This window comes from Sphingobium sp. LB126, from assembly GCF_002795205.1.
Taxonomy (GTDB): Bacteria; Pseudomonadota; Alphaproteobacteria; order Sphingomonadales; family Sphingomonadaceae; genus Sphingobium; species Sphingobium chungbukense.
The window spans coordinates 510,818-529,647 of record NZ_NETV01000003.1 but is presented as its reverse complement, the minus strand read 5'-3'; the positions used below and the strand labels follow the sequence as shown (position 1 = coordinate 529,647).

14 protein-coding genes and 2 pseudogenes are annotated in these 18,830 nt (G+C 61.8%); 6 read left to right on the top strand and 10 right to left on the bottom strand.

Annotation, left to right across the window (positions count from 1 at the left end):
• Positions 1 to 9: 9 nt before the first annotated feature.
• Positions 10 to 651: a recombinase family protein gene (locus CAF53_RS24125; protein WP_100239682.1), complete on the bottom strand. Its 642-nt coding sequence runs from the start codon at positions 649 to 651 to the stop codon at positions 10 to 12.
• Here CAF53_RS24125 and CAF53_RS24120 point away from each other — a divergent pair.
• Positions 650 to 3,823: a Tn3 family transposase gene (locus CAF53_RS24120; protein ID WP_100239681.1), complete on the top strand. Its 3,174-nt coding sequence runs from the start codon at positions 650 to 652 to the stop codon at positions 3,821 to 3,823. The two genes, CAF53_RS24125 and CAF53_RS24120, sit on opposite strands and share 2 nt — an antisense overlap.
• A gap of 48 nt (positions 3,824 to 3,871) precedes the next feature.
• Here CAF53_RS24120 and CAF53_RS29110 read toward each other — a convergent pair whose 3' ends face one another.
• Complete coding sequence (locus CAF53_RS29110; protein ID WP_277949218.1) at positions 3,872 to 4,000, bottom strand: hypothetical protein; 129 nt, start codon at positions 3,998 to 4,000, stop codon at positions 3,872 to 3,874.
• A gap of 388 nt (positions 4,001 to 4,388) precedes the next feature.
• On the opposite strand from CAF53_RS29110, the gene CAF53_RS24110 reads away from it, so the two are divergent.
• The 3 genes from CAF53_RS24110 to CAF53_RS28425 all read left to right on the top strand — a co-directional run bounded on the left by CAF53_RS24110 (position 4,389) and on the right by CAF53_RS28425 (position 5,520).
• On the top strand, positions 4,389 to 4,757 hold the full coding sequence (locus CAF53_RS24110) for a type II toxin-antitoxin system RelE/ParE family toxin (protein WP_100239844.1): 369 nt from the start codon (positions 4,389 to 4,391) through the stop codon (positions 4,755 to 4,757).
• A complete protein-coding gene (locus CAF53_RS24105) occupies positions 4,754 to 5,077 on the top strand; it encodes a DNA-binding transcriptional regulator (protein WP_100239782.1) in 324 nt (107 codons plus the stop codon). Before CAF53_RS24110 ends, CAF53_RS24105 begins: the two co-directional genes overlap by 4 nt.
• Positions 5,078 to 5,157: 80 nt before the next feature.
• A complete protein-coding gene (locus CAF53_RS28425; protein WP_157801355.1) occupies positions 5,158 to 5,520 on the top strand; it encodes a DUF2442 domain-containing protein in 363 nt (120 codons plus the stop codon).
• Positions 5,521 to 5,818: 298 nt separating this feature from the next.
• On the opposite strand, the pseudogene CAF53_RS24095 reads toward CAF53_RS28425, so the two are convergent.
• Positions 5,819 to 8,721 (bottom strand): annotated as a pseudogene (locus tag CAF53_RS24095) (Tn3 family transposase); the annotation flags it as partial.
• A gap of 140 nt (positions 8,722 to 8,861) precedes the next feature.
• Here CAF53_RS24095 and CAF53_RS24090 point away from each other — a divergent pair.
• Positions 8,862 to 9,431, top strand: a complete 570-nt coding sequence (locus tag CAF53_RS24090; protein WP_011607925.1) for a recombinase family protein — start codon at positions 8,862 to 8,864, stop codon at positions 9,429 to 9,431.
• Between the two features lie 82 nt (positions 9,432 to 9,513).
• Here the strand turns inward: CAF53_RS24090 and CAF53_RS24085 are convergent.
• From CAF53_RS24085 to CAF53_RS24060, 5 genes and pseudogenes are all read right to left on the bottom strand, one after another.
• Positions 9,514 to 9,687: pseudogene (locus CAF53_RS24085) on the bottom strand (cation transporter); the annotation flags it as partial.
• Between the two features lie 74 nt (positions 9,688 to 9,761).
• Positions 9,762 to 13,004, bottom strand: a complete 3,243-nt coding sequence (locus tag CAF53_RS24080) for a CusA/CzcA family heavy metal efflux RND transporter (RefSeq protein ID WP_100239843.1) — start codon at positions 13,002 to 13,004, stop codon at positions 9,762 to 9,764.
• Positions 13,001 to 14,158, bottom strand: coding sequence for an efflux RND transporter periplasmic adaptor subunit (locus CAF53_RS24075; protein ID WP_100239842.1), 1,158 nt, complete (start codon positions 14,156 to 14,158; stop codon positions 13,001 to 13,003). The genes CAF53_RS24080 and CAF53_RS24075 overlap by 4 nt, the downstream gene beginning before the upstream one ends.
• The gene (locus CAF53_RS24070; RefSeq protein WP_242443612.1) at positions 14,155 to 15,303 is read right to left on the bottom strand and encodes a TolC family protein; all 1,149 of its coding nucleotides are present in this window, start codon (positions 15,301 to 15,303) and stop codon (positions 14,155 to 14,157) included. The genes CAF53_RS24075 and CAF53_RS24070 overlap by 4 nt, the downstream gene beginning before the upstream one ends.
• A gap of 492 nt (positions 15,304 to 15,795) precedes the next feature.
• Entirely contained in the window at positions 15,796 to 17,121 is a 1,326-nt protein-coding gene (locus CAF53_RS24060; RefSeq protein WP_100239839.1) for an MFS transporter, read from the bottom strand.
• Positions 17,122 to 17,207: 86 nt separating this feature from the next.
• Here CAF53_RS24060 and CAF53_RS24055 point away from each other — a divergent pair, with 86 nt between their 5' ends.
• Positions 17,208 to 17,477, top strand: coding sequence for a metal-sensing transcriptional repressor (locus tag CAF53_RS24055; protein ID WP_100239838.1), 270 nt, complete (start codon positions 17,208 to 17,210; stop codon positions 17,475 to 17,477).
• 242 nt (positions 17,478 to 17,719) lie between these two features.
• Here the strand turns inward: CAF53_RS24055 and CAF53_RS24050 are convergent, their stop codons facing one another.
• Positions 17,720 to 18,301, bottom strand: coding sequence for a YgjV family protein (locus CAF53_RS24050; RefSeq protein WP_100239837.1), 582 nt, complete (start codon positions 18,299 to 18,301; stop codon positions 17,720 to 17,722).
• Between the two features lie 125 nt (positions 18,302 to 18,426).
• Positions 18,427 to 18,819 carry a copper-binding protein gene (locus tag CAF53_RS24045; protein ID WP_197707551.1) on the bottom strand — a complete coding sequence of 131 codons (393 nt, stop codon included), beginning with the start codon at positions 18,817 to 18,819 and terminating at the stop codon, positions 18,427 to 18,429.
• Positions 18,820 to 18,830 lie beyond the last annotated feature (11 nt).

The following is an 18,830-nucleotide window of genomic DNA, read 5'->3' as shown; positions in this document are numbered from 1 at the left end:
GAATTTCGGTCAAGCACTGAGGGCATTCGGAGTGCCGGACGCGACTTTGAGGACCCGCTTTGCATGATCGCGCAACTGGCCGTTCGGTCCGACGTAGCGATAGAGCGTCGCGCGGCTAATGCCGAGTTCACGGCATAGGTCAGCGATATTCGTGTCGCGATTGGCCATCGCAGACTGGGCCAGGCGGATCTGGTTTTTGGTCAGCTCGAATTGGCGGCCGCCTTTACGTCCGCGTGCGCGGGCAGCGGCGAGACCCGCCATTGTGCGTTCGCGAATGAGATCGCCCTCGAACTCGGCCAGTGCCGCGAATATCCCGAATATCAGTTTGCCGCTTGATGTGCTGGTGTCTATATCGGCGCCCTGGCCGGTGAGGACGCAAAGCCCGACGCCTCGTTCAGACAGACTGCGTACGGTCGTGACCAAATGCTTGAGATCGCGTCCCAGCCGGTCAAGCTTCCATATATAAAGTGTGTCGCCTGGCCGTAGCGCTTTCAGGCAGGCTTCCAGCCCCGGACGATCATCCCGCTTTCCAGACGCTTCGTCCTTGTAGACGTGGTCGGGAGTGACATCGGCCGCCGTGAGCGCATCCATCTGAAGGTCGAGGGTCTGCGAGCCGTCTGCTTTGGAAATCCGCGCATATCCGAGCTTCATGAGTGTTTCACAGACGGTCGTTTGTGTGACGCTGGCGAAACAGCCCGCCAGCATGATCGATTTTGTATCATATCCCGTCTCACAGATAAAGGATAGCAAACCCTATCCAAAACGAAAAGAGACGCAGCTTATGCCACGCATGCAAATTCTCTCGCCCGGCGAACAGAACGCTTTCGACACACCGCCCCGGATGAACGCTGCCCAGCGCAAGGCTGCCTTCGATTTGCCACTCGGCTTTCAAAAAGAGATCGAGCGACTGCGGGATCCAGCCCACCAGGTCGGGTTCTGTTTAAATGCCGGCTACTTCCGTCATGGCCGGCGCTGCTTTGCCCCCGAAACATTCCACGACAACGACATTGCACATGTCTCCAGTCGGCTGGGGCATGACGCGGGAATGTTTGCACCCGCCGCCTATCCCGACCGGACACGTCAACGCCACGAGCGGATAATAGAGCGCCTGGCCGGTTTCCGGACGCTCGGTGGCGATGGTGAAGCGCATCTGTCTCTCATGATCGACCAGAAGGTCAGGGCTCACGAGAAACCGAAGGTTATCTTCCAGGCTGCCGTCGACCATCTGCTGACAAATCGGATTGCCTTGCCGGGCTACCGGCGCCTGCAGGATTTGATCCTGTTGGCGATCGGGCGGTCCAGAACGCGCGAGATGGCTCTGGTCGATGCCCACCTGCCACCGGCACTCGGCCGGGAACTCGACCTGCTTCTGGGTGATGGTGAGGAAACAGACGGGATCGCGCGGAGCCGTCTGGCGGCCCTCAAGCAGAATTCACAATCCGTTCGTCCCCGTTCGGTCAAGGACAGGCTGGCCAATCACACGGAGCTCTCCGACCTGTTTCACAAGCTCGAACCGGTCATTACGGCCCTGGGTTGGGATCGAAGCAGCGCCCGCAATTACGCGCTTGCCGTCATGAAATCGGATCCCCACGATCTGCGGCGTCGAAAGCCGGCAGACCGCTATCTTCACCTCATCGCCTTCGTCGTCCATCAATACTTCTCGCTGCAGGACAATCTGGTGGCCACGCTACTCAGCTCCGTTAAGGCTACCGAGACTGCGGCAAGCCGCGAGTTCAAGGACTGGTGCTATGTCGAGAGAAAGTCTCAGGCCGCAAAGCTCCGGGCCCAGATACAGGCTTTCGAAGATCATTTCCAATCGGCCATGGCCACCCTGCGCGGTGTGTTCGAAGCCGACCTCACAGACGCTGACAAGCTGCAGAGCCTGCATCTCTTGCTGTTCCCGGTCGATGCGGCGCCAGTGTTGTCCGATGCCATTCTGAAAGACATGAAGGATGACGCGAGCGTATCGCAGAACGAGGACGCCCGCTATTACGACATTCTTGAAGCCAGATCCCGACGCCTGCAAAACCAGGTGTCGGGTGTCATGAAGTCTCTGTCCTTCCAGACGGAAACACATATCAAGCCGCTGCTGGCGGCGCTGGTGCATTTCCGCAAGGCCGATGGCCAGGTGACGCGATCGGCGCCATCAGGCTTTCTCGATCCCGACGAGCGCAAGGCCGTGGGAAGTGGCGCGGAATTCAGGCCGTCGCTTTATAAGGTCATGCTGTTCCAGCACGTCGCCAGGGCGATCAAAGCCGGCGGTGTAAACCTGCCCCAATCTCACAGATATCAGCCCCTGGATAGCTATCTGATCGGGACAGAGCGCTGGCAGCGCGATCGTGAGCAATTACTGGAACGCGCCGGAATGGCGCGTTTCTCGGACCCGAACGCCGTGCTTGCGACGTTGAAGCAAGCCCTGAGCGACCAGTTTCTCCTCACCAACAGCAATATCGCAGACGGCAGAAACCTTCATGCGACGGTCGCGGCTGCCGGCCACATCAAGCTCAACACGCCCAAGCAGGAGGAGATCGAGACGACTGCCCTTTCCAGGCTCTTTCCGCAACGGCACTATGTGCCGCTCTCCGAGATCCTCAACACGGTCAACGTCGCTAGCGGTTTTGCCGACAGCCTGTCGCATCTGCGCCAGCAATACGCCCGCCCGGTTTCGACCGCCGTTCTCCTGGCCGGCGTCATTGGCCTGGGATGCGGGATCGGCCTGCGGAAAATGGCCCGAATATCCGGTGCGATCAAGGAGGACGCTCTGGATCACGCCGTCAACTGGCACTTCTCCCGCGAAAATCTTGTTGCTGCCAACGATCGCATCCTCGCCCTCATGGACAGCCTCGATCTCCCGGAAATCTACCGGCGCCATGCCGGTGAGACCCACACGGCCAGTGACGGCCAGAAGTTCGAGGTAACCGGCGATAGCCTCGATGCCAGCCATTCCTTCAAATATTTTGGGAAAGGTCAGGGAAGCAGCGCCTACACCTATGTCAGCGACAAGATCTTGCTCTGGTATTCCACCGTCTTCAGCGCCGCCGAACGCGACAGCGCCTACGTCATCGACGGTCTGATGCACAACGACGTGGTGAAATCGACGATCCATTCGACGGACACCCATGGCTATTCCGAAGCGATCTTCGGCGCCACCTATCTCATCGACATTGCCTATGCCCCCAGGATCAAGGGCCTGAAGCATCAAACCCTGTATGGCTTCAGGTCCATGACGCACGAAAATCGGAAGAACTGGGCCGTCCAACCCGACAAATATGTTGACGAAAACATCATCCGTACCCACTGGGACGAAATTCTCCGGCTCATGGTCACCATCAGGCTCAAGGAAACCACGGCGTCGGATATATTCCGGCGGCTCAATTCATATTCCAGGCAGAACAGTCTTTACACCGCCCTCAAAGCTTTCGGACGCATCGTCAAAACCCTGTTCATCCTGCGCTACATCGATGGCGTCGAACTGCGAATGGATATCGAAGCCATGCTCAACAAGGTCGAACTGGCCAACCGGTTTACCCGAGCGGTGGCCGTCGGCAGTCCGCGTGAGTTCATCTTTACCGTCCAGGAGGATCAGCAGGTAGCCGAAGCCTGCAACCGCCTGATCAAGAACGCCATCATCTGCTGGAATTATCTCTATCTCGAAACCAGGCTACGCGCCGCCGATCCCGAAACGCACGCCGAAATGATGCAGAGTATCAAGGCCCATTCGCCGCAATCCTGGGCGCACATCAACATGCTGGGCGAATACGATTTCTCCGACAAGAAGCTTGCAGACAGCTTCGGTATCCTCCCCCTGAAACAGGGCCTCTGAAACCAGGCCGTAAATTGGGGAATGAAAATGAGGGAATTTATCAGCAACTCAATACCTTGCCAGAATTCCTATGTCGCATTCCGCCCCTTTGCGGGGACGGACCCCAAGCGCGTCGAACAAGGGCGCCATGCCGAGCGCCACCCGGTTAAGCCAGCTTTCGCGGTTGTCGTCGGTCATCGCATTTGCTCCTTCAAATCGCCCACGGGGCGATGGCCTCGCCATCGCTCCCGAGTTCGCGCGGAGCAGCGGGGGAGAGGGGGCAGCGAGAATCTGCCGGGTGGTGCGGGCGCAGCGAGGCGCAGCCGAGTGAGCCACGGCCGGCTGATTGTCGTTGCTGAGGGGGAGGGGGGGCGGCGTCCCCTTCACCCGCCCCGGCGCGTCTGCGCCGACAAGACCCAGGACGAGATCCGCGCTAGCGGTTCTCGGCCCCGCCATGTGGATCGTCACCTTGGGCCGAGACCGCGTGCGGGCTCGGGGAGCGAAGCGACTAGAGCCACGGTGCTGCGCCAGCGGCAGGCGCATGTGCCACATTGCTTTCTCTGGCACTAAGTGCTATACAATCGCCATGATCGACGCCGAGGAAGCCGCGCGGACCTTCAAGACCGCCTGGTTCGCCAAGGCGGCGCGGAAGGCAGGGATCACAGATGACGAACTGTGCGAGGCTATTCGCGCGGTCCGAAAGGGTCAGGCCGATGATCTTGGCGGCGGCGTGTTCAAGAAGCGCCTCGACAAGAACAGGCACCGCAGCATCATCCTCGCAAAAGGGCGGCGCTTCTGGGTTTATGCCTATCTGTTCGCCAAGAAGGACCGCGCCAATATTGATGATGCCGAATTGCGGGCATTTCGCGAACTCGCTGATCTCTACGCCCAAAAGACGGAGGATCAGATTGAGCGGGAACTGGAAGCGCGCGAGATACTGGAGATTTGCATATGACCGCCAAGGGTAAGTTCAAGAGCGATGCTTTCGAGGCGATTCATAGCGCCGCTGCTGGCATGTATCGCGTCGGCGCGATCGACAAGGCCACCATGCGCCATTTCGATGAAAGCTGCCTGACCACGCCGCCGCCGATCGCGCCGGCTGAAATCAAGCGGCTGCGCGAGCGCAACAAAGTCAGTCAGCCAGTTTTCGCCCGCTACCTCAGCACTAGCGAAAGCACGGTGCAGAAGTGGGAAACCGGGGCGAAGAAGCCAAGCGCACCGTCGCGCAAGCTCCTGTCGCTTGTCGCAAAACACGGCATTGAGATCCTCGCCTGAGATCGTCGGATTAACCGGGAGAAACCGCCGCACCGGCGGGAGTATAGTCCTATACCTGTATACAGATTGAAAGATCAGGCGTGGTGAAGCCCGAGAAATTGCCGACGATCCTTGCCGTCCATGCGACCGGGCCTGCGTCCATCCATCTCGCCTGGTCGGACGGGATCGAGGGCGAGTTGAGCCTGACCGCCGTGCTCGCAGATCGCCGTTTCGCGGCGCTGCGCGATCCGGCGGAGTTCGCTCGGGTCGGGGTAGGGGAGTGGGGCCACAGCCTCGTTTGGCCCTCCGGGGCCGCGCTGGATGCCGACACGCTCCGGCACGAAATGGAGCTGTCGAGGGTGCCTAACGCCACAACCCGCGAGGCGATGGCCGAGCTGTCGGCCGGGCATGGCGCAAAGTTCGCCAGCGTCGATGCGCTGATGACAGACCTCCGGGACAGTTGAAGCCTGATCCTACGTCAGCCTATACGGGCTATGGTCGCGGTATCCATTCCGCATAGCCCGATCGTTCAACCCCGCTGGCAGCGATGCCGGCGGGGTTCGCGTTTCAGCGCTGGGCGCGCGCCAAGGTGGACAAGGGAAGGGCGAGCAGCTCGTTCATGGCCTCATCTCAAGGTTTGTGCGCCAGACAACGATTTGGCGAACATAATGAGAACAAAGGCTATGCCACGCGTTTGAGGCGGGCCATGGGATCGTTGAGGGTGCGGAACTCGCCAGGGGAGAGCCGGTTTGCCCTTTGTCACAGATAGTCGCCGGTCAAGCTGATGTGCGCCCAGCCCATCGGCGAGAGATGGGCAAAGAGGGCATCGTCGAACGTGCCGCCGGATGTTGTGAGGTGCTCGGCTGCGGCGTCCATGTAGATCGTGTTCCAATAGACGATCGCGGCGATGACCAGGTTGAGGCCGGATGCCCGATATTGCTGCACCTCATGGCTGCGGTCGATGATACGGCCCTGGCGGAAGGTGTAGATCGCCTGCGCCAGGGCATGGCGTTGCTCGCTGTTGTTGAGACCGGCATGGCATCGCCGGCGCAGATCGGGGTTTTCCAGCCAGTCGAGCATGAACAGCGTCCGCTCGATCTTGCCGATTTCCTGTAGCGCGACGTCGAGCTGGTTCTGCCGCTCATAGGCGGCGAGCTTCCGGAGCATGACCGATGGCGCGACGTGGCCGGCCTTGATCGACCCCACGAGGCGCAGCACGTCATCCCATTGCTCGCCGATGATGTCGGTGCGGATACGCTTGCCCAACAGCGGGGTGATGGACGGATAGGCCGTGACCGGCGCGATCGGCGCAAGCCGCCTGTCGGGAAAGTCGCGCAAGCGCGGGCAGAAGCGAAATCCCAGCATGGCGCACAGCGCGAAGACATGATCGGTCGCCCCGCCGGTGTCGGTGTAATGCTCGGCGATTTTCAGATCGGTGCCGTGGCTGGTGAGGCCGTCGAGGACATAGGGCGCCTCATGCGTCGCGGCCGAGATCACGTTGATGTGGTGTAGGGCGCGCGCTGATCGGAAACATGGGTGTAGAAGCTGAAGCAATGATCGACACCATAGCGGGCGTTGATGTCGCCTCCCGACGCGCCGCGCTTCGCGCCTCTGAAGAACTGGCCATCGGAGCTGGACGTGGTGCCGTCGCCCCATACCCGCGAGAATGGCAAGCGGTGGTGCGCGTTGATGAGAACAGCCAGCGCCGCGCGGTAGCTGTCGTCGCGGATATAGGCGTCATGGGTCCACAGGAGTTGGTCGCGCGTGACGCCCTGGCTCGCGGCCGCCATGCGCGACAGGCCGAGATTGGTGGCGTCGGCGAGGATGGTGGCGAGCAGCGCGTTTTCATTGGGACATGGCTCGCCGGTGCGCAGGTTGGTGAACGCTGCGAGAAAGCCGGTTTCCTGCGCTACCTCATGCAGCAGTTCGGTGATGCGGATGCGTGGCATCATGGCATCGAGCCGGTCGGCCAGCGCTTCGGCGTCTGGCGTCGCGATCATTCGAACCGGGGATATCTGGAGGCGGTCGTCGCGGTATCGCACACCTTCCAGAGCGTCGCGCTTCAGACGCTGGGCAAATTTCTTCAGCCGCCAGTCCAGTTCGCGGCCCCGCTGTTCGAGCCAGTCGCCGGCTGTGGGTGGCAGGCCAAGAGCCGACACGATCGGCTTCGCCTTCGGTTCGCTGAGCAGGTAGCTGTCGAACCGGCGGTATCCCGCCGACCGCTCCACCCAGACATCCCCGGAACGCAGCTTGTTGCGCAGATGCGCGATCGTTGCGATTTCCCAGAGCCGCCGGTTGATCTTGCCGTCATCGCCCACGACGATTTTCCGCCATTCCTTGCGGAAGGGCATTGGAGCGTCGGCAGGCAAATCACGTTTGCCCGACCTGTTGAGGTCGCGCAGCATCTCGATGGCGGCGATCGTTCTCGCGCTGCCTTTTCCGGCCTTGAACTGTAGCGCTTCAAGCAGGTCGGGGGCGAACTTGCGCAACGTCGCATAGCGGTCGGCCGCGACCGTCAGCGGGTCGAGGCTGGCGGTTTCCGCGATCGTCGCTACTTCCGGTCTGGCCTTCAGGAGCGTGTTCCACCCAACCGAAGCGTCCAGGGCCTCTATCGGATCTTCGCCGGTATCGACGGCATCGGTGAGCGCGTCGATCGTCCTGCGAAAGATCAGCATCAGCCGCGCCACATTCTTCGACGTGGTGGCATAGCTGCGCGCTTGGGCGTTCTTCGCGCGGGTGAAGATGCTGCCGATCAACTTGTCCGCCATCTCCAGAGCGCTGTCGGTCAGCCGTTCCTCGAGATCGAGCAGGAAGGCGACAAGCGTGGCGCGTCGGCGGGAGGGGATATATCGCTCGATCATGTAGGCAGGCGAAGCACGGCCTTCCCTGACATATTGCCGAAATCGGTCCGCATGGATGCGGCCCGCCACGTTCGGAGAAATGCCGATCGTCCGCAATTGCCGCAGGCGGTCGAGAATCTGGCCGATGTGATCGGGCCTGACCGCGACGGGGATGGTCTTGAGCGAGGCGAGCTGACTTATGCCGCCGGCGTCGTCAAAGAGCTGGTCGAGGGCATGGACCTGTTCGGCGCTGAGATCGGCGATCAGAGCGTAGACCGCTTGTTTGCGGGCACGCGCGCGCCCCGCGCTGCTGGCACGCTCGATGGTGGAGATCGACGGCAGCAGAATCCTGGCTTCGCGAAGGGCGGTGACGACGCCGTTCGCGATCGTCATCCCTTTGTGGGTCGCCCATGCCGTTTTCGCGGCCGCTTCGATCATGAAGGGAATATCGGCGCGGGTTGGTCCCCGAAGACCAAAACGCGCCGCCAGCTCGCGGGCATGGTCCGTCATTGTCTGGTCCCGCGCCGCATAGTCAGCCAGGTCCGTGACGCGCAAGCCAAGTTGTTCCGCGACGAAGGCGGCGAGATCATGGGGGATCGCTCTCCTGTCCTGTAACAACTGGGCAAGTGTGATGCCCGGGTGGCGCAAGAGCGCGAGTTGCAGCGCGACGCCCAACTGGTTCCGTCGCTCCCGCCGCGCACCGATGATCTCGATGTCCGCAGGTTCGAAGATGTAAAGCCGGGCTAGATGGTCGCGATCGGTCGGGATAGCGAGGATCTGATCGCGCTCGCTTTCGGTCAGGAGCTGATGCTTGCGCTTCGTCATGCCGATTCCCGTCCACAAAAGGTCATCTGCGCCTATGGACAGCGAGTAGTAAAGAGACATAGTATGTGGACGGATATGGATGGGGCGAAGTGGTCGCCTTTCATAGCGTCCACAGAACGACCGTTTGGGAGACGTGCGGCATGGGTGATATTCTGGGCTATGCCCGCGTCAGCACCGGCGATCAGGACGTTGCGGGCCAGACCATGCGTCTGGAGAAGGCTGGCGCCATCAAAATCTTCACCGATGTCATTTCAGGTAAGAGCATGGAACGGCCCGGTCTGGCTGAGCTAATCGCCTATGCCCGCAAGGGTGACACGCTGGCGGTGGTCCGCCTCGATCGGCTTGGGCGCTCGCTTGCCGAACTTCTCACCACGGTTGAGACGCTACGCGGTCAGGGCATCGCGCTCCTGAGCCTTGAAGAAAAGATCGACACTTCGTCAGCTGCCGGCGAGCTCATCTTCCATGTGTTTGGGGCCATCGCCCATTTTGAGCGACGGCTGATTTCTGAGCGAACCAGAGATGGTATTGCCGCCGCCCGTGCTAAGGGCAAACAGCCTGGCCGTCAGCCGCTGGACATGTCCAAAGTGGATGCGGCCATCAAGCTGGTCGAAGCTCGTATCTCGCCTACCGAAGCAGCGCGGCAACTCGGCATCGGCCGATCGACCATTTATCGCGAAATGCGTAGGATGGGAATCGAACGGCCCGCCTGATTAAGCGCCCGTCCGTTCGCATCGAGCGTTCGCCATGCGTTCTCGCTTAGCGTTGTTTAGCGTACTTTCCACGCTATGCCCTCATGTGGCCAGCGTCCGAGAGCAGCGCTAGGCTGTTGAAGACGAACGCCCCCACCACCTCCGCCACCAGATAGGTGGCGGTGAGCGCCAGCGCCCAGAACAGCATCTTAGCATTGGCGCCGGCCGTATGGTTATGGCCGCGGCCACCTGGCGCGTGATCATGCCCGGCACTCATTGAATTCGTCCCTTCACGTATTAGTTCCTATCCGGGAAGAGCGCCGCATCCGCATGGTCGCGGCGCCCCGTCTATCATTCGGCCGAGGCCATCGTGGACGTGGCGGGTGGCCGGCCGGTTCTCCGTCTTGCCGCCAACCGCGATGCCCACGCGGTGATCGCCGGCAACACCAGCAAAGTCAGCGCGGTCGACGTGATGAGCCCACCGATGACGACGGTCGCCAAGGGGCGCTGGACTTCCGCCCCTGTGCCGGTCGCCAGCGCCATCGGCACGAAGCCGAGCGAGGCCACCAGCGCGGTCATAAGAACGGGCCGTACACGCTCCATCGCGCCATCAATGATCGCTTGATCCTCGTCCTCGCCGTCCCCGCGATGCTTGCGGATGGAGCTCATCATCACAAGCCCATTGAGGACCGCGACGCCCGACAGCGCGATGAAACCTACCGCCGCGGTGATCGAGAATGGGATACCACGCACGAGCAGCGCGAACACGCCGCCCGCCAGTGCCATCGGGACTGCCGAAAACACGATCGCCGCGGACGCGAAGGCACCAAGCGCCATGTAAAGCAGCGAGAAAATGGCAAGGAAGCAGATCGGGACCACCAGCATCAGGCGCAAGCGCGCCGATTGCAGGCTCTCGAACGTCCCGCCCCATTCCGTGTACATGCCGGCGGGCAGCCGCATCTGGCCGATCTTGGCCTGAGCCTCCTCGACAAAGCCGCCGAGGTCGCGCCCGCGCACATTGACCTGAACGATCACCATACGCTTGCCGTTTTCGCGGCTGATTTGGTTCAGACCCTGCGTGTAGGCGAAGTGCGCCACCTCACTCAGCGGGATCGATCGCGCCGTCTGCCCTTCGGCCGCTGGCAGCATCACCGGAATGGCGCCCAGCGTCTCCAGATCATCACGTTGCGTGTCAGGCAAGCGGACCACCACCGCGAAGCGGCGATCCCCCTGAAACAATAGCCCGGCCTCGCGCCCGCCAAGTGCGGCCGAGACTGTGTTTGCGACTTCCTCCACCGACAGGCCGTAGCGAGCGACGGCCTCCCGATTGATTTGCACGTCGAAGGTCGGCGCGCCCGAGGTCTGTTCGGTACTGACGTCGCCTGCGCCCGGGATGGTACGGACCATTGCGGCGATGCGCTGGGCCTGCTGGCTCATTGCATCGAGGTCATCGCCATAGAGCTTGATCGCGACGTCGGCGCGAACGCCCGCGATAAGCTCGTTGAAACGCATCTGGATCGGCTGCTGGATCTCAGTGCGGTTACCGATCACCAGCTTCATCCGATCTTCGATCCGCCGGATAATGTCCGCCTTGCTTTTCACATCGGCAGGCCATTCATCCTGTGGTTTGGGGATGACGTAGGTGTCGGAGGCGTTGGGTGGCATCGGATCGGTACCAAGGTCGGCATTGCCGTTCTTGGAGAAGACCAACGCCACTTCCGGCAGCGTCTTCAAAGCATCCTCGATACGCATCTGCATCTGCGTCGACTGATCGATCGACGCCGAAGGCACGCGGAAGTTGGTAACGGTAATGTCCCCTTCGTCGAGCTGCGGCATGAACTCCTCGCCCAGCAGACCGAAGGCCAAGACCGCCGCCGCAAACACGCCGATGCCGCCTAGGATGAACGGCATCGGCCGCGCGACTGCCTTGCGCAGCAAGGGGGCGTATTTCTCCTTGAACCAGCGGATCGGCTTCACCTCTGTCTCGCTGACCTTCCCCTTGACGACGATCGCGATCATCGCCGGAATGAAAGTGATAGACAGCACGAAGGCACTCGCCAGCGCGACCATCAGCGTGATCGCCATCGGCGAGAAGGTCTTTCCCTCCACCCCCTGGAAGGTGAGCAGCGGCACAAAGACGAGGAAGATGATAAGCTGCCCATATACGGTGGGCCGCACCATTTCCTGCGCAGCTTCGATCACTTCACCCAACCGCTCGCGCAGCGTCAGTAGCCGCGCTTCATGCTCTTGTCGTTCGGCGAGCCGTCGCAGCGCATTTTCGACGATGATGACCGCACCGTCGACGATGAGACCGAAGTCGAGCGCCCCAAGGCTCATCAGGTTGCCGGACACGCCCAGTCCGTTCATGCCGGCCGCAGTCATCAACATCGTGATCGGGATGACGGCCGCAGTGATGAGCGCGGCGCGGATGTTGCCCAACAGCAGGAACAGCACGACGATGACGAGCATCGCGCCTTCCACCAGGTTCTTCTCGACTGTTGCGATGGTGGCGTTAACCAGCTTGGAGCGGTTGTAGACCGGCTCCGCGAACACGTCCGGCGGCAGCGCTTTGTTGATCTCGATCAGCTTGTCGCCGACGCTTGTCGCAACAATGCGGCTATTCTCGCCGACGCGCATCAGCACCGTGGAGATGACGGCTTCCGATCCCATCCGGCTTCCGGAACCGGTGCGGACCGCACCGCCAATGACAACCTGGCCCACGTTCTTCACTCGCACGGGCACACCGTTCCGTGTAGCGACGACGGCCTCCTGAATGTCGTCGAGCGACTTCAGACGTGCATCGGCGCGGACGAGGAAACTTTCGCCGGCACGCCGGACATAGTTCGAGCCCGCTGACAGGTTCGCCCGCTCCAATGCGTTAGCCAGTTCGGTGATCGAAAGGCCATAGGAGGCCAGCGCATTGAGGTCGGGTTCGATCAGATATTGTTTGACGTAGCCGCCGTTGGAATCGACGCCGGCGACCCCCGGCACGTTGCGCATCTGCGGACGAATGATCCAATCCTGCACAGTGCGCAGGTAAGCGGCCCTTGCCAGTTCGGTGGTCAACCGTTCGCCTTCCGGCGTCAAATAGCTGCCGTCCGACTGCCAGCCTGGCTGTCCATCGACATGCTCCGGTCCCTTGCCGTCCGGGTGACGATAAGCGACCGAGTAGAAGAAGATTTCGCCCAAGCCCGTGCTGAGTGGCCCCAAGTTAGGCTGCACACCTGCCGGAAGGCTGTCTTTCGCTTGCGACAAGCGCTCAGTCACTTGTTGGCGCGCGAAATAGATGTCGGTGGAGTCGGTGAATACCGCCGTCACCTGGCTGAAACCGTTGCGCGAGATCGAGCGCGTCATCTCCAGCCCGGGAATGCCGGCAAGCGCGGTTTCAACCTGATATGTGACCTGCTTCTCAATATCGACCGGGCCGAGCGTCGGCACGAAAGCACTGATCTGGACCTGTCGATTGGTGACGTCGGGAACGGCGTCGATCGGAAGTTTCGTGATCTGCCACGCTCCGAAACCGACGACGAGCAGCGTCAGGCACACCACCAGCCATCGCATCCGGACGGAGAGCGAGAGGATACGGGCGATCATTCCTCGCCTCCCGCATTCTTCTCAAGTTCTGCTTTCAGCAGGAAGGCGTTCGTAGTGGCAATCGGCGTGCCCGCGGCGAGGCCGCCAGTAATGCCAACCATCCCATTGGACCGGCTACCAAGCTGGACGGGCTGCAGCTTGAAGCCGGTCCGCGTGCGCACGAATACGACTGTTTGGTCGCCAACGGTCTGAACGGCGACCTGCGGCACGATTACCCCGTGGCGGATGGCTCCGCCGGTGGAGAAAATCCGCGCCTGCACGAGCTGACCGGGGGAAAGCGCAACTGCTACCGCGATCGGCGTCACCACGACTGTCGCCGTGCGGGACTGCGGATCGACGACACCGGTTGCCGAGCGAACGCGCCCTTCGATCGTCTGGCCATCGTTAGATGTCAGCTCTACCCGGTCGCCTTCACGCACGCGCGAGGCATCGGATGGCGGCACACTCGCGGTAATCTGGAGCCGACGAGGGTCGGCGACGCGGAACAGCTCGGTCTCGGCTGCGACGAACCGGCCGAGATTAGCGCCAGCGCTCGTCACCCGCCCCGACACGGGGCTGACCACGGCCACCGAGCGACCGTCAGCTGAGACGCGCGCCGCACCGGCTGCCGCTGTTGCACGGCTTGCGTCCGCCTCGGCCACCGTAAGGTTGGCCTGGGCAGTCTCAAAATCGGCGCGGGGGGACACTCCTTGATCGAAAAGCGTACGCTCGCGCGCGAGCTGGCGCGACGCCAGAGACACCCGCGCCGACGCTGCGGCGCGATCCGCCGCTATTTGCGACGCGTCCCGGCTCTCTACGAGCGCGAGGGTCTGACCCGCCTTAACAGGATCGCCCAGCCGCACGAAAATCCGCATAACGGTGCCCGGTGCCCGGGCCGTCAACACAGCTTCTGCGTCCGGTGTGGCCTCGACCGTCGCCGAGCTGAGAATAGCCGCGTCCAATTCTCCAGACGCCGCTGGTGCCACCGCGATGCGCGACGCCGCGATCGCTTGGGGCGGTAGCGTCACCACGTTGCTTGGCTTTGCAGTAGCTTCAGCTTCCGTTGTCTGGACCGGTGTACTTGATTTGGTGAGGCGCGCGGCTCCAAAGCCGAGCGCGGCGGCCGCGACCAGCCCGATGGCGGCCCCGGCATAGAGACGATTTCTGTCGGTCATTGGACCGTTTCTCCGGTAATTGTGAGGCCCTGTAGGCGGGCGAGATTGGTGCGGGCATCAAGGCGGTTGGCGGCAGCATCCAGCACCAACCCGCGCGCGACGCCGAGACTGCGGCGTGCGGCTATGAGTTCGATCAATGGCGACTTGCCGGCTTCATAGGCGATGCGGGCGAGCCGGTAGCCTTCCTGGGCTGTCTCGACTGATCGATCGGCTGCCGCGGCACGCTGATCGGCTGCATCGACGAGCGCGAGAGCAGCCCGCGTGGCAGCCTCGGCATCAAGGCGTGCCGCAGCGGCCCTGGCCTCGGCACCTTGCAGTTCTGCCTGAGCCGCAGCGATGTTGCCCCGGTTTCGGTCGAAGAACGGCAGCGGCACCGCTATCCCTGCGACCACGGCCGGGCCGCTCGCCACGCGCAGCTGGCGAACGCCAAGTTGGGCAGTTACATTGGGGACGGCGAGGCGCTGTTGCACCCTAACCTGCCCCGCCGCCGCCTGACGCTCCGCTTCGGCCACGCGAACCGTCGTCACCTGCATCGGATCCACCGGGCCGATGGAAGGCTTGGCATTGAGCCGATCGAGCAGTGATTCCGATAAGCTCCAGAAAGGTGTTACGATACCAGCCAGGGCCGACAGGCGGGCAAAGGCCGCGATCTTTTGCGCGCGAGCGTTCTCCAGATCAGCCTGCAGTGTATCGAGTTCGGTTTCCGCCTGAAGCTGGCGCAGCCGCGCTTCCTTGCCTGCGTCGACCAAGGCTCGTGCGACCTTCATGTCCGCGGCTGCGTCGTCGACCTGACTTTGCACGATGCCGATGCGGCGCTCGGCGAGCTCGGCCCCCGCATAAGCGCGCGCCAGTTCGGTTGCATAGGATAGCCGCCCGTCGAGGCCCCGCGCTTGCGCCGCGAAGATGCCGGCTTCGCCGGCTGCGATTCGCGCCGACCGTTTGCCACCGAGTTCAATTGGTTGGTCGATTTGGAACGTCGTTTGCTGCTGATCGGCGGCGTTGCGGGTGCGATCGCCGGCAAAGTTTTCGGCGTAGATGCTCACCGACGGGTTGGGACGTGCCCGCGCCTGCAGTGCCAAGCCCTGGGCACGCGCGACGTCGGCATCAAGTGCCATGATCCGCGGCGTGTCGCGTGCCTGCGCCAAGAGTTGCGCAAAGGGGGGCGCTGTCTGCGCCCACGCCGTGCCCGCAGGCAAAAGCGCCGCAAGCGTTCCGACCAGCGCGAGCCGTCGGCCGATATTACATTTCATTATCTGAAATCCTCCGGGAGTGAACCTGATGGCGCTCCTGCGCCAGCGAGGTTCACCCGCGTGGAGGTCGCAACAGTTCTGCGGGGCCTCGACCGGTCAGAAACGGCACGTCGAACACCGCCCAAGTCAGTTCCAAAACCGTGGGGAAGATAGGCGGTGCGGACTGCTCCCCTAAGGCGAGCCACTGGCTCGTCGCATGCGCCGCGACATGAACGGGTCCGTCCGGGTCGGGCTGCTGTTGCCCATCGACATGCCCGATAGAAGCGGCGTGAATGGGATCTGCGTCATGTACCACCGCGCTATGCCAGGTGGACAACGCCGTAAGTCCAAGTATCGCCAAGAGGGCGAGGATCGCGCCGAGCAGCCTAAACCGAGAGCCGCGAACGGTCACGCTCCGGGCCATTTCGGATGACGCCGGTCGATAACAAACGAATGATCGCCAAGCGCGTGGACCTGGCGATGCGGATCGTCAACGGCCAGATCCTCATGATCGTGGGCGATGACGTCGGGATCGTTTGCCGGCCACAGCCATAGCGCAGCGAGCGTGCCGATCGCGGCCAGCGCCGCCATCGCGCCGAACGCGGCCGCCATGCCTACCCGCGCGCCCAGCTGGCCGACCAGCGGATAGCAAATCAGCCAACAAACATGGCTTAGCGCGAATTGAGCGGCGAACAGCGAGGGTCGATCCTCCGGGTTCGCTGACCGCTTGAGCAGCCGCCCCGAAGGCGTCACGCTCGCAGAATAGGCGACGCCCAGCACAAGCCATCCGCCTAGAAGAACATGCCAGTAGGCCGCGCCTGGCACCATCGTTGCGGTGATCGCTGCCAGTGCGGCGAGGGCCAGCGTCAGCACCGTCGCGGCGACAAGCATGACTGTCCGATCGGCGATACGGTCAAGGACACGCGGGAGCGTAAGAGCGGCGGTGATCGAGCCGCCCCCGAACGCAGCGAGCGTCAGCGCAACGTCGCGCTGGCTGAGTCCCATTCCCTTCACAAGGACGACGGTGTTGACGATGACCATCGCGCTGGCCGCTGCCGCGGCCAGTGAAAGCGCAAGCAACCCACGCAATCTCGGAGTGGCGAGGTAAGTGCGCACACCCCGCGTCGTCTTTTCATAGATGCCGTCCTTGCCTTCGACAGGCGCGGGGCGCGGCAAGACGGTGGAAACAACCAGCAGTGCCGACGACACAAAGCCGATCGCAGTTCCCGAGAACAGCCAATGATAACTCATCATCGTCAAGAGTCCGGCGGCCAGGATTGGACTCGTCAGGCTCTCCATATCGTAAGCAAGCCGGGACAGCGACAGCGCGCGGGTATAATCGCGCTCTTCGGGCAATACGTCCGGGATAGTCGCCTGGAAGGTCGGCGTGAACGCGGCCGAGGCCGACTGCAGCACGAAGATTAGTACATAGACCTGCCAGACCTGATTCACGAAAGGCAAGCAGAGTGCAACGACTGCGCGGACCACGTCCATGCCGACCAGCAGTGCGCGGCGCGGCACGCGATTGGCGAACGCGCCTGCGAGCGGAGCGACGCCGATATAGGCGACCATTTTGATCGCTAACGCCGTGCCGAGGACCGCGCCCGCATTGCCGCCCGCTATGTCATAGGCGAGTAAGCCAAGCGCGACGGTTGCAAGCCCCGTTCCGATCAGCGCGATAATCTGCGCGAGAAACAAGTGCCGATATGTCCGATTGGCGAGGACGCTAAACATAGTCGGCTCCTATCCCCCAGGGGGATATTGTCCATCCCCCGTAGGGGATACTCGACACCGGCAAGCCGCCGTCTATATACAGTAGCATGGCTCACAACGCCCACATCAGTCACCCGGCGATCATCAAACGGCTAAACCGGGTCTCCGGCCATCTGCGCAGCATCGTCGATATGATCGAGGAGGAGCGCCCTTGCGTCGATATTGCGCAACAGCTTCAGGCCGTCGAGAACGCCATCGCCAGCGCCAAACGCGCGCTAATCAACGACCATATCGATCATTGCCTCGTCCACGCCGAGGAGGGAGAAGGGACGCAGCACGCAGTCGCGCAGTTCCGCGCGATTTCCAAATATTGGTAGGCTGATAGTAAGCTAGCAATACACTTGCCGCAGCTCCAAAAGTTTAGGCCGGCATCAGGCTATTGAATAAACTTCTGACAACCGCCGTTCGCGCCGGTAACCGCACAATGCCGTGGGCATCGCAACGCCCTACTTGCCAGTACCGATCGCCGCGTTGGTCGCAAGCAAGCGTCGTTACCATCGGAGGCATGTTTAGAAGACAAGGTGATGTCTGAAATGTTTTTGATTTTTTGCCCTATATTTCAAGCTGACGCCCCCTGAAATTTACGCTCGGTTAGAGCGTGGAGCCGATCGGCAGACACATCGGTCAAATTGAGGCCGGGGACGCGCTGCCGTTGTCGTGGGAAGAATTTCATCAGGTTCGCCAGGTTCGAGACCAGCGATACCATATCCGTGCCCAAGGCAAACCACGCTCCGACCATCAAATTGTGGGCAAGCCAGAATGGAGCACCCACAAGGAAAAGGCCTTTCATCCGCGTAGTTGAGGTTTGGAGGCGCGCGAGGCTCCCCAACGAACTGCCCGTGAACGCTAGAGCGGATGGAAGACCTTGCCAGGTCACGACCGATAGAAAAGCCATCAAAATTAGACTAGCGCCGTAAAGCCTCGTCACCACATAGCGATCGCGCACTGACGCGGAAATGACGAGCTGCGAACATGAAATAAGACAGGCTATCGCTGCTGTGGGCGAACCAAGCATCAGAAAATAGAGCGCGAACGCCGCAGCGCCCACGCTCTGAATTTTCACTGCCGTTCGATAGTCGTCGAAAAACGGCCAACCGATGACGCACAAAAGCGCGACGCAGCCCAAGGCGGTGGCAATCATACCTGCCACCCCCGGCTCTCTTCGCCCAAGCCCTGCGTTCCGCGCCCAGCCCTATTTTTTCTCATGGAGCAAGCGTGAACGAACAAGGTTAATTCCGCTTTAAGAACGCCCATCGTAACGCGGATTTACGGGTGCTTTTGGATCGCCGTCACCTCGCCGGCGCTGCCCGTCAACATAAGGTCAAAATCGACCTTGTCGCCGATCTTTACGGCATCCGTGATCGCGGGCGCCGCCTTGAACGCCATCGTCATTGCTGGCCATTTGGCTTCTGGGATGGCGCCATGATCGAGCGTTATCGTGCCCGCAGAGTGGTCGATCGCGGTGACCGTGCCGTGACCCTTCGCCTTGATTGCTGTGGCAGCCGATGGCTCCATCGCCATATTCCCCATGTTGCCGATCATCGCGGCGGCGGGTTCTGCCTTAGTGGTCTCGACGGCGACGGGCGGTTCGGCCTTATTACCGCAAGCAGCGGTCAATGCCGCGAGGCAGAGGGCAATTGTCAGTCGTGTATAGTTCATGGTCTTCTCCT

Coding starts and splice junctions, on each gene's coding strand:
- CAF53_RS24055 (WP_100239838.1), top strand. CDS start 17,208: ATGGCTCACAACGCCCACATCAGTCACCCGGCGATCATCAAACGGCTA.
- CAF53_RS24120 (WP_100239681.1), top strand. CDS start 650: ATGAGTGTTTCACAGACGGTCGTTTGTGTGACGCTGGCGAAACAGCCC.
- CAF53_RS29110 (WP_277949218.1), bottom strand. CDS start 4,000: ATGACCGACGACAACCGCGAAAGCTGGCTTAACCGGGTGGCGCTCGGC.
- CAF53_RS24045 (WP_197707551.1), bottom strand. CDS start 18,819: ATGAACTATACACGACTGACAATTGCCCTCTGCCTCGCGGCATTGACC.
- CAF53_RS24080 (WP_100239843.1), bottom strand. CDS start 13,004: ATGATCGCCCGTATCCTCTCGCTCTCCGTCCGGATGCGATGGCTGGTG.
- CAF53_RS24050 (WP_100239837.1), bottom strand. CDS start 18,301: ATGATTGCCACCGCCTTGGGCTGCGTCGCGCTTTTGTGCGTCATCGGT.
- CAF53_RS24125 (WP_100239682.1), bottom strand. CDS start 651: ATGAAGCTCGGATATGCGCGGATTTCCAAAGCAGACGGCTCGCAGACC.
- CAF53_RS24075 (WP_100239842.1), bottom strand. CDS start 14,158: ATGACCGACAGAAATCGTCTCTATGCCGGGGCCGCCATCGGGCTGGTC.
- CAF53_RS24090 (WP_011607925.1), top strand. CDS start 8,862: ATGGGTGATATTCTGGGCTATGCCCGCGTCAGCACCGGCGATCAGGAC.
- CAF53_RS24110 (WP_100239844.1), top strand. CDS start 4,389: ATGATCGACGCCGAGGAAGCCGCGCGGACCTTCAAGACCGCCTGGTTC.
- CAF53_RS24105 (WP_100239782.1), top strand. CDS start 4,754: ATGACCGCCAAGGGTAAGTTCAAGAGCGATGCTTTCGAGGCGATTCAT.
- CAF53_RS24060 (WP_100239839.1), bottom strand. CDS start 17,121: ATGTTTAGCGTCCTCGCCAATCGGACATATCGGCACTTGTTTCTCGCG.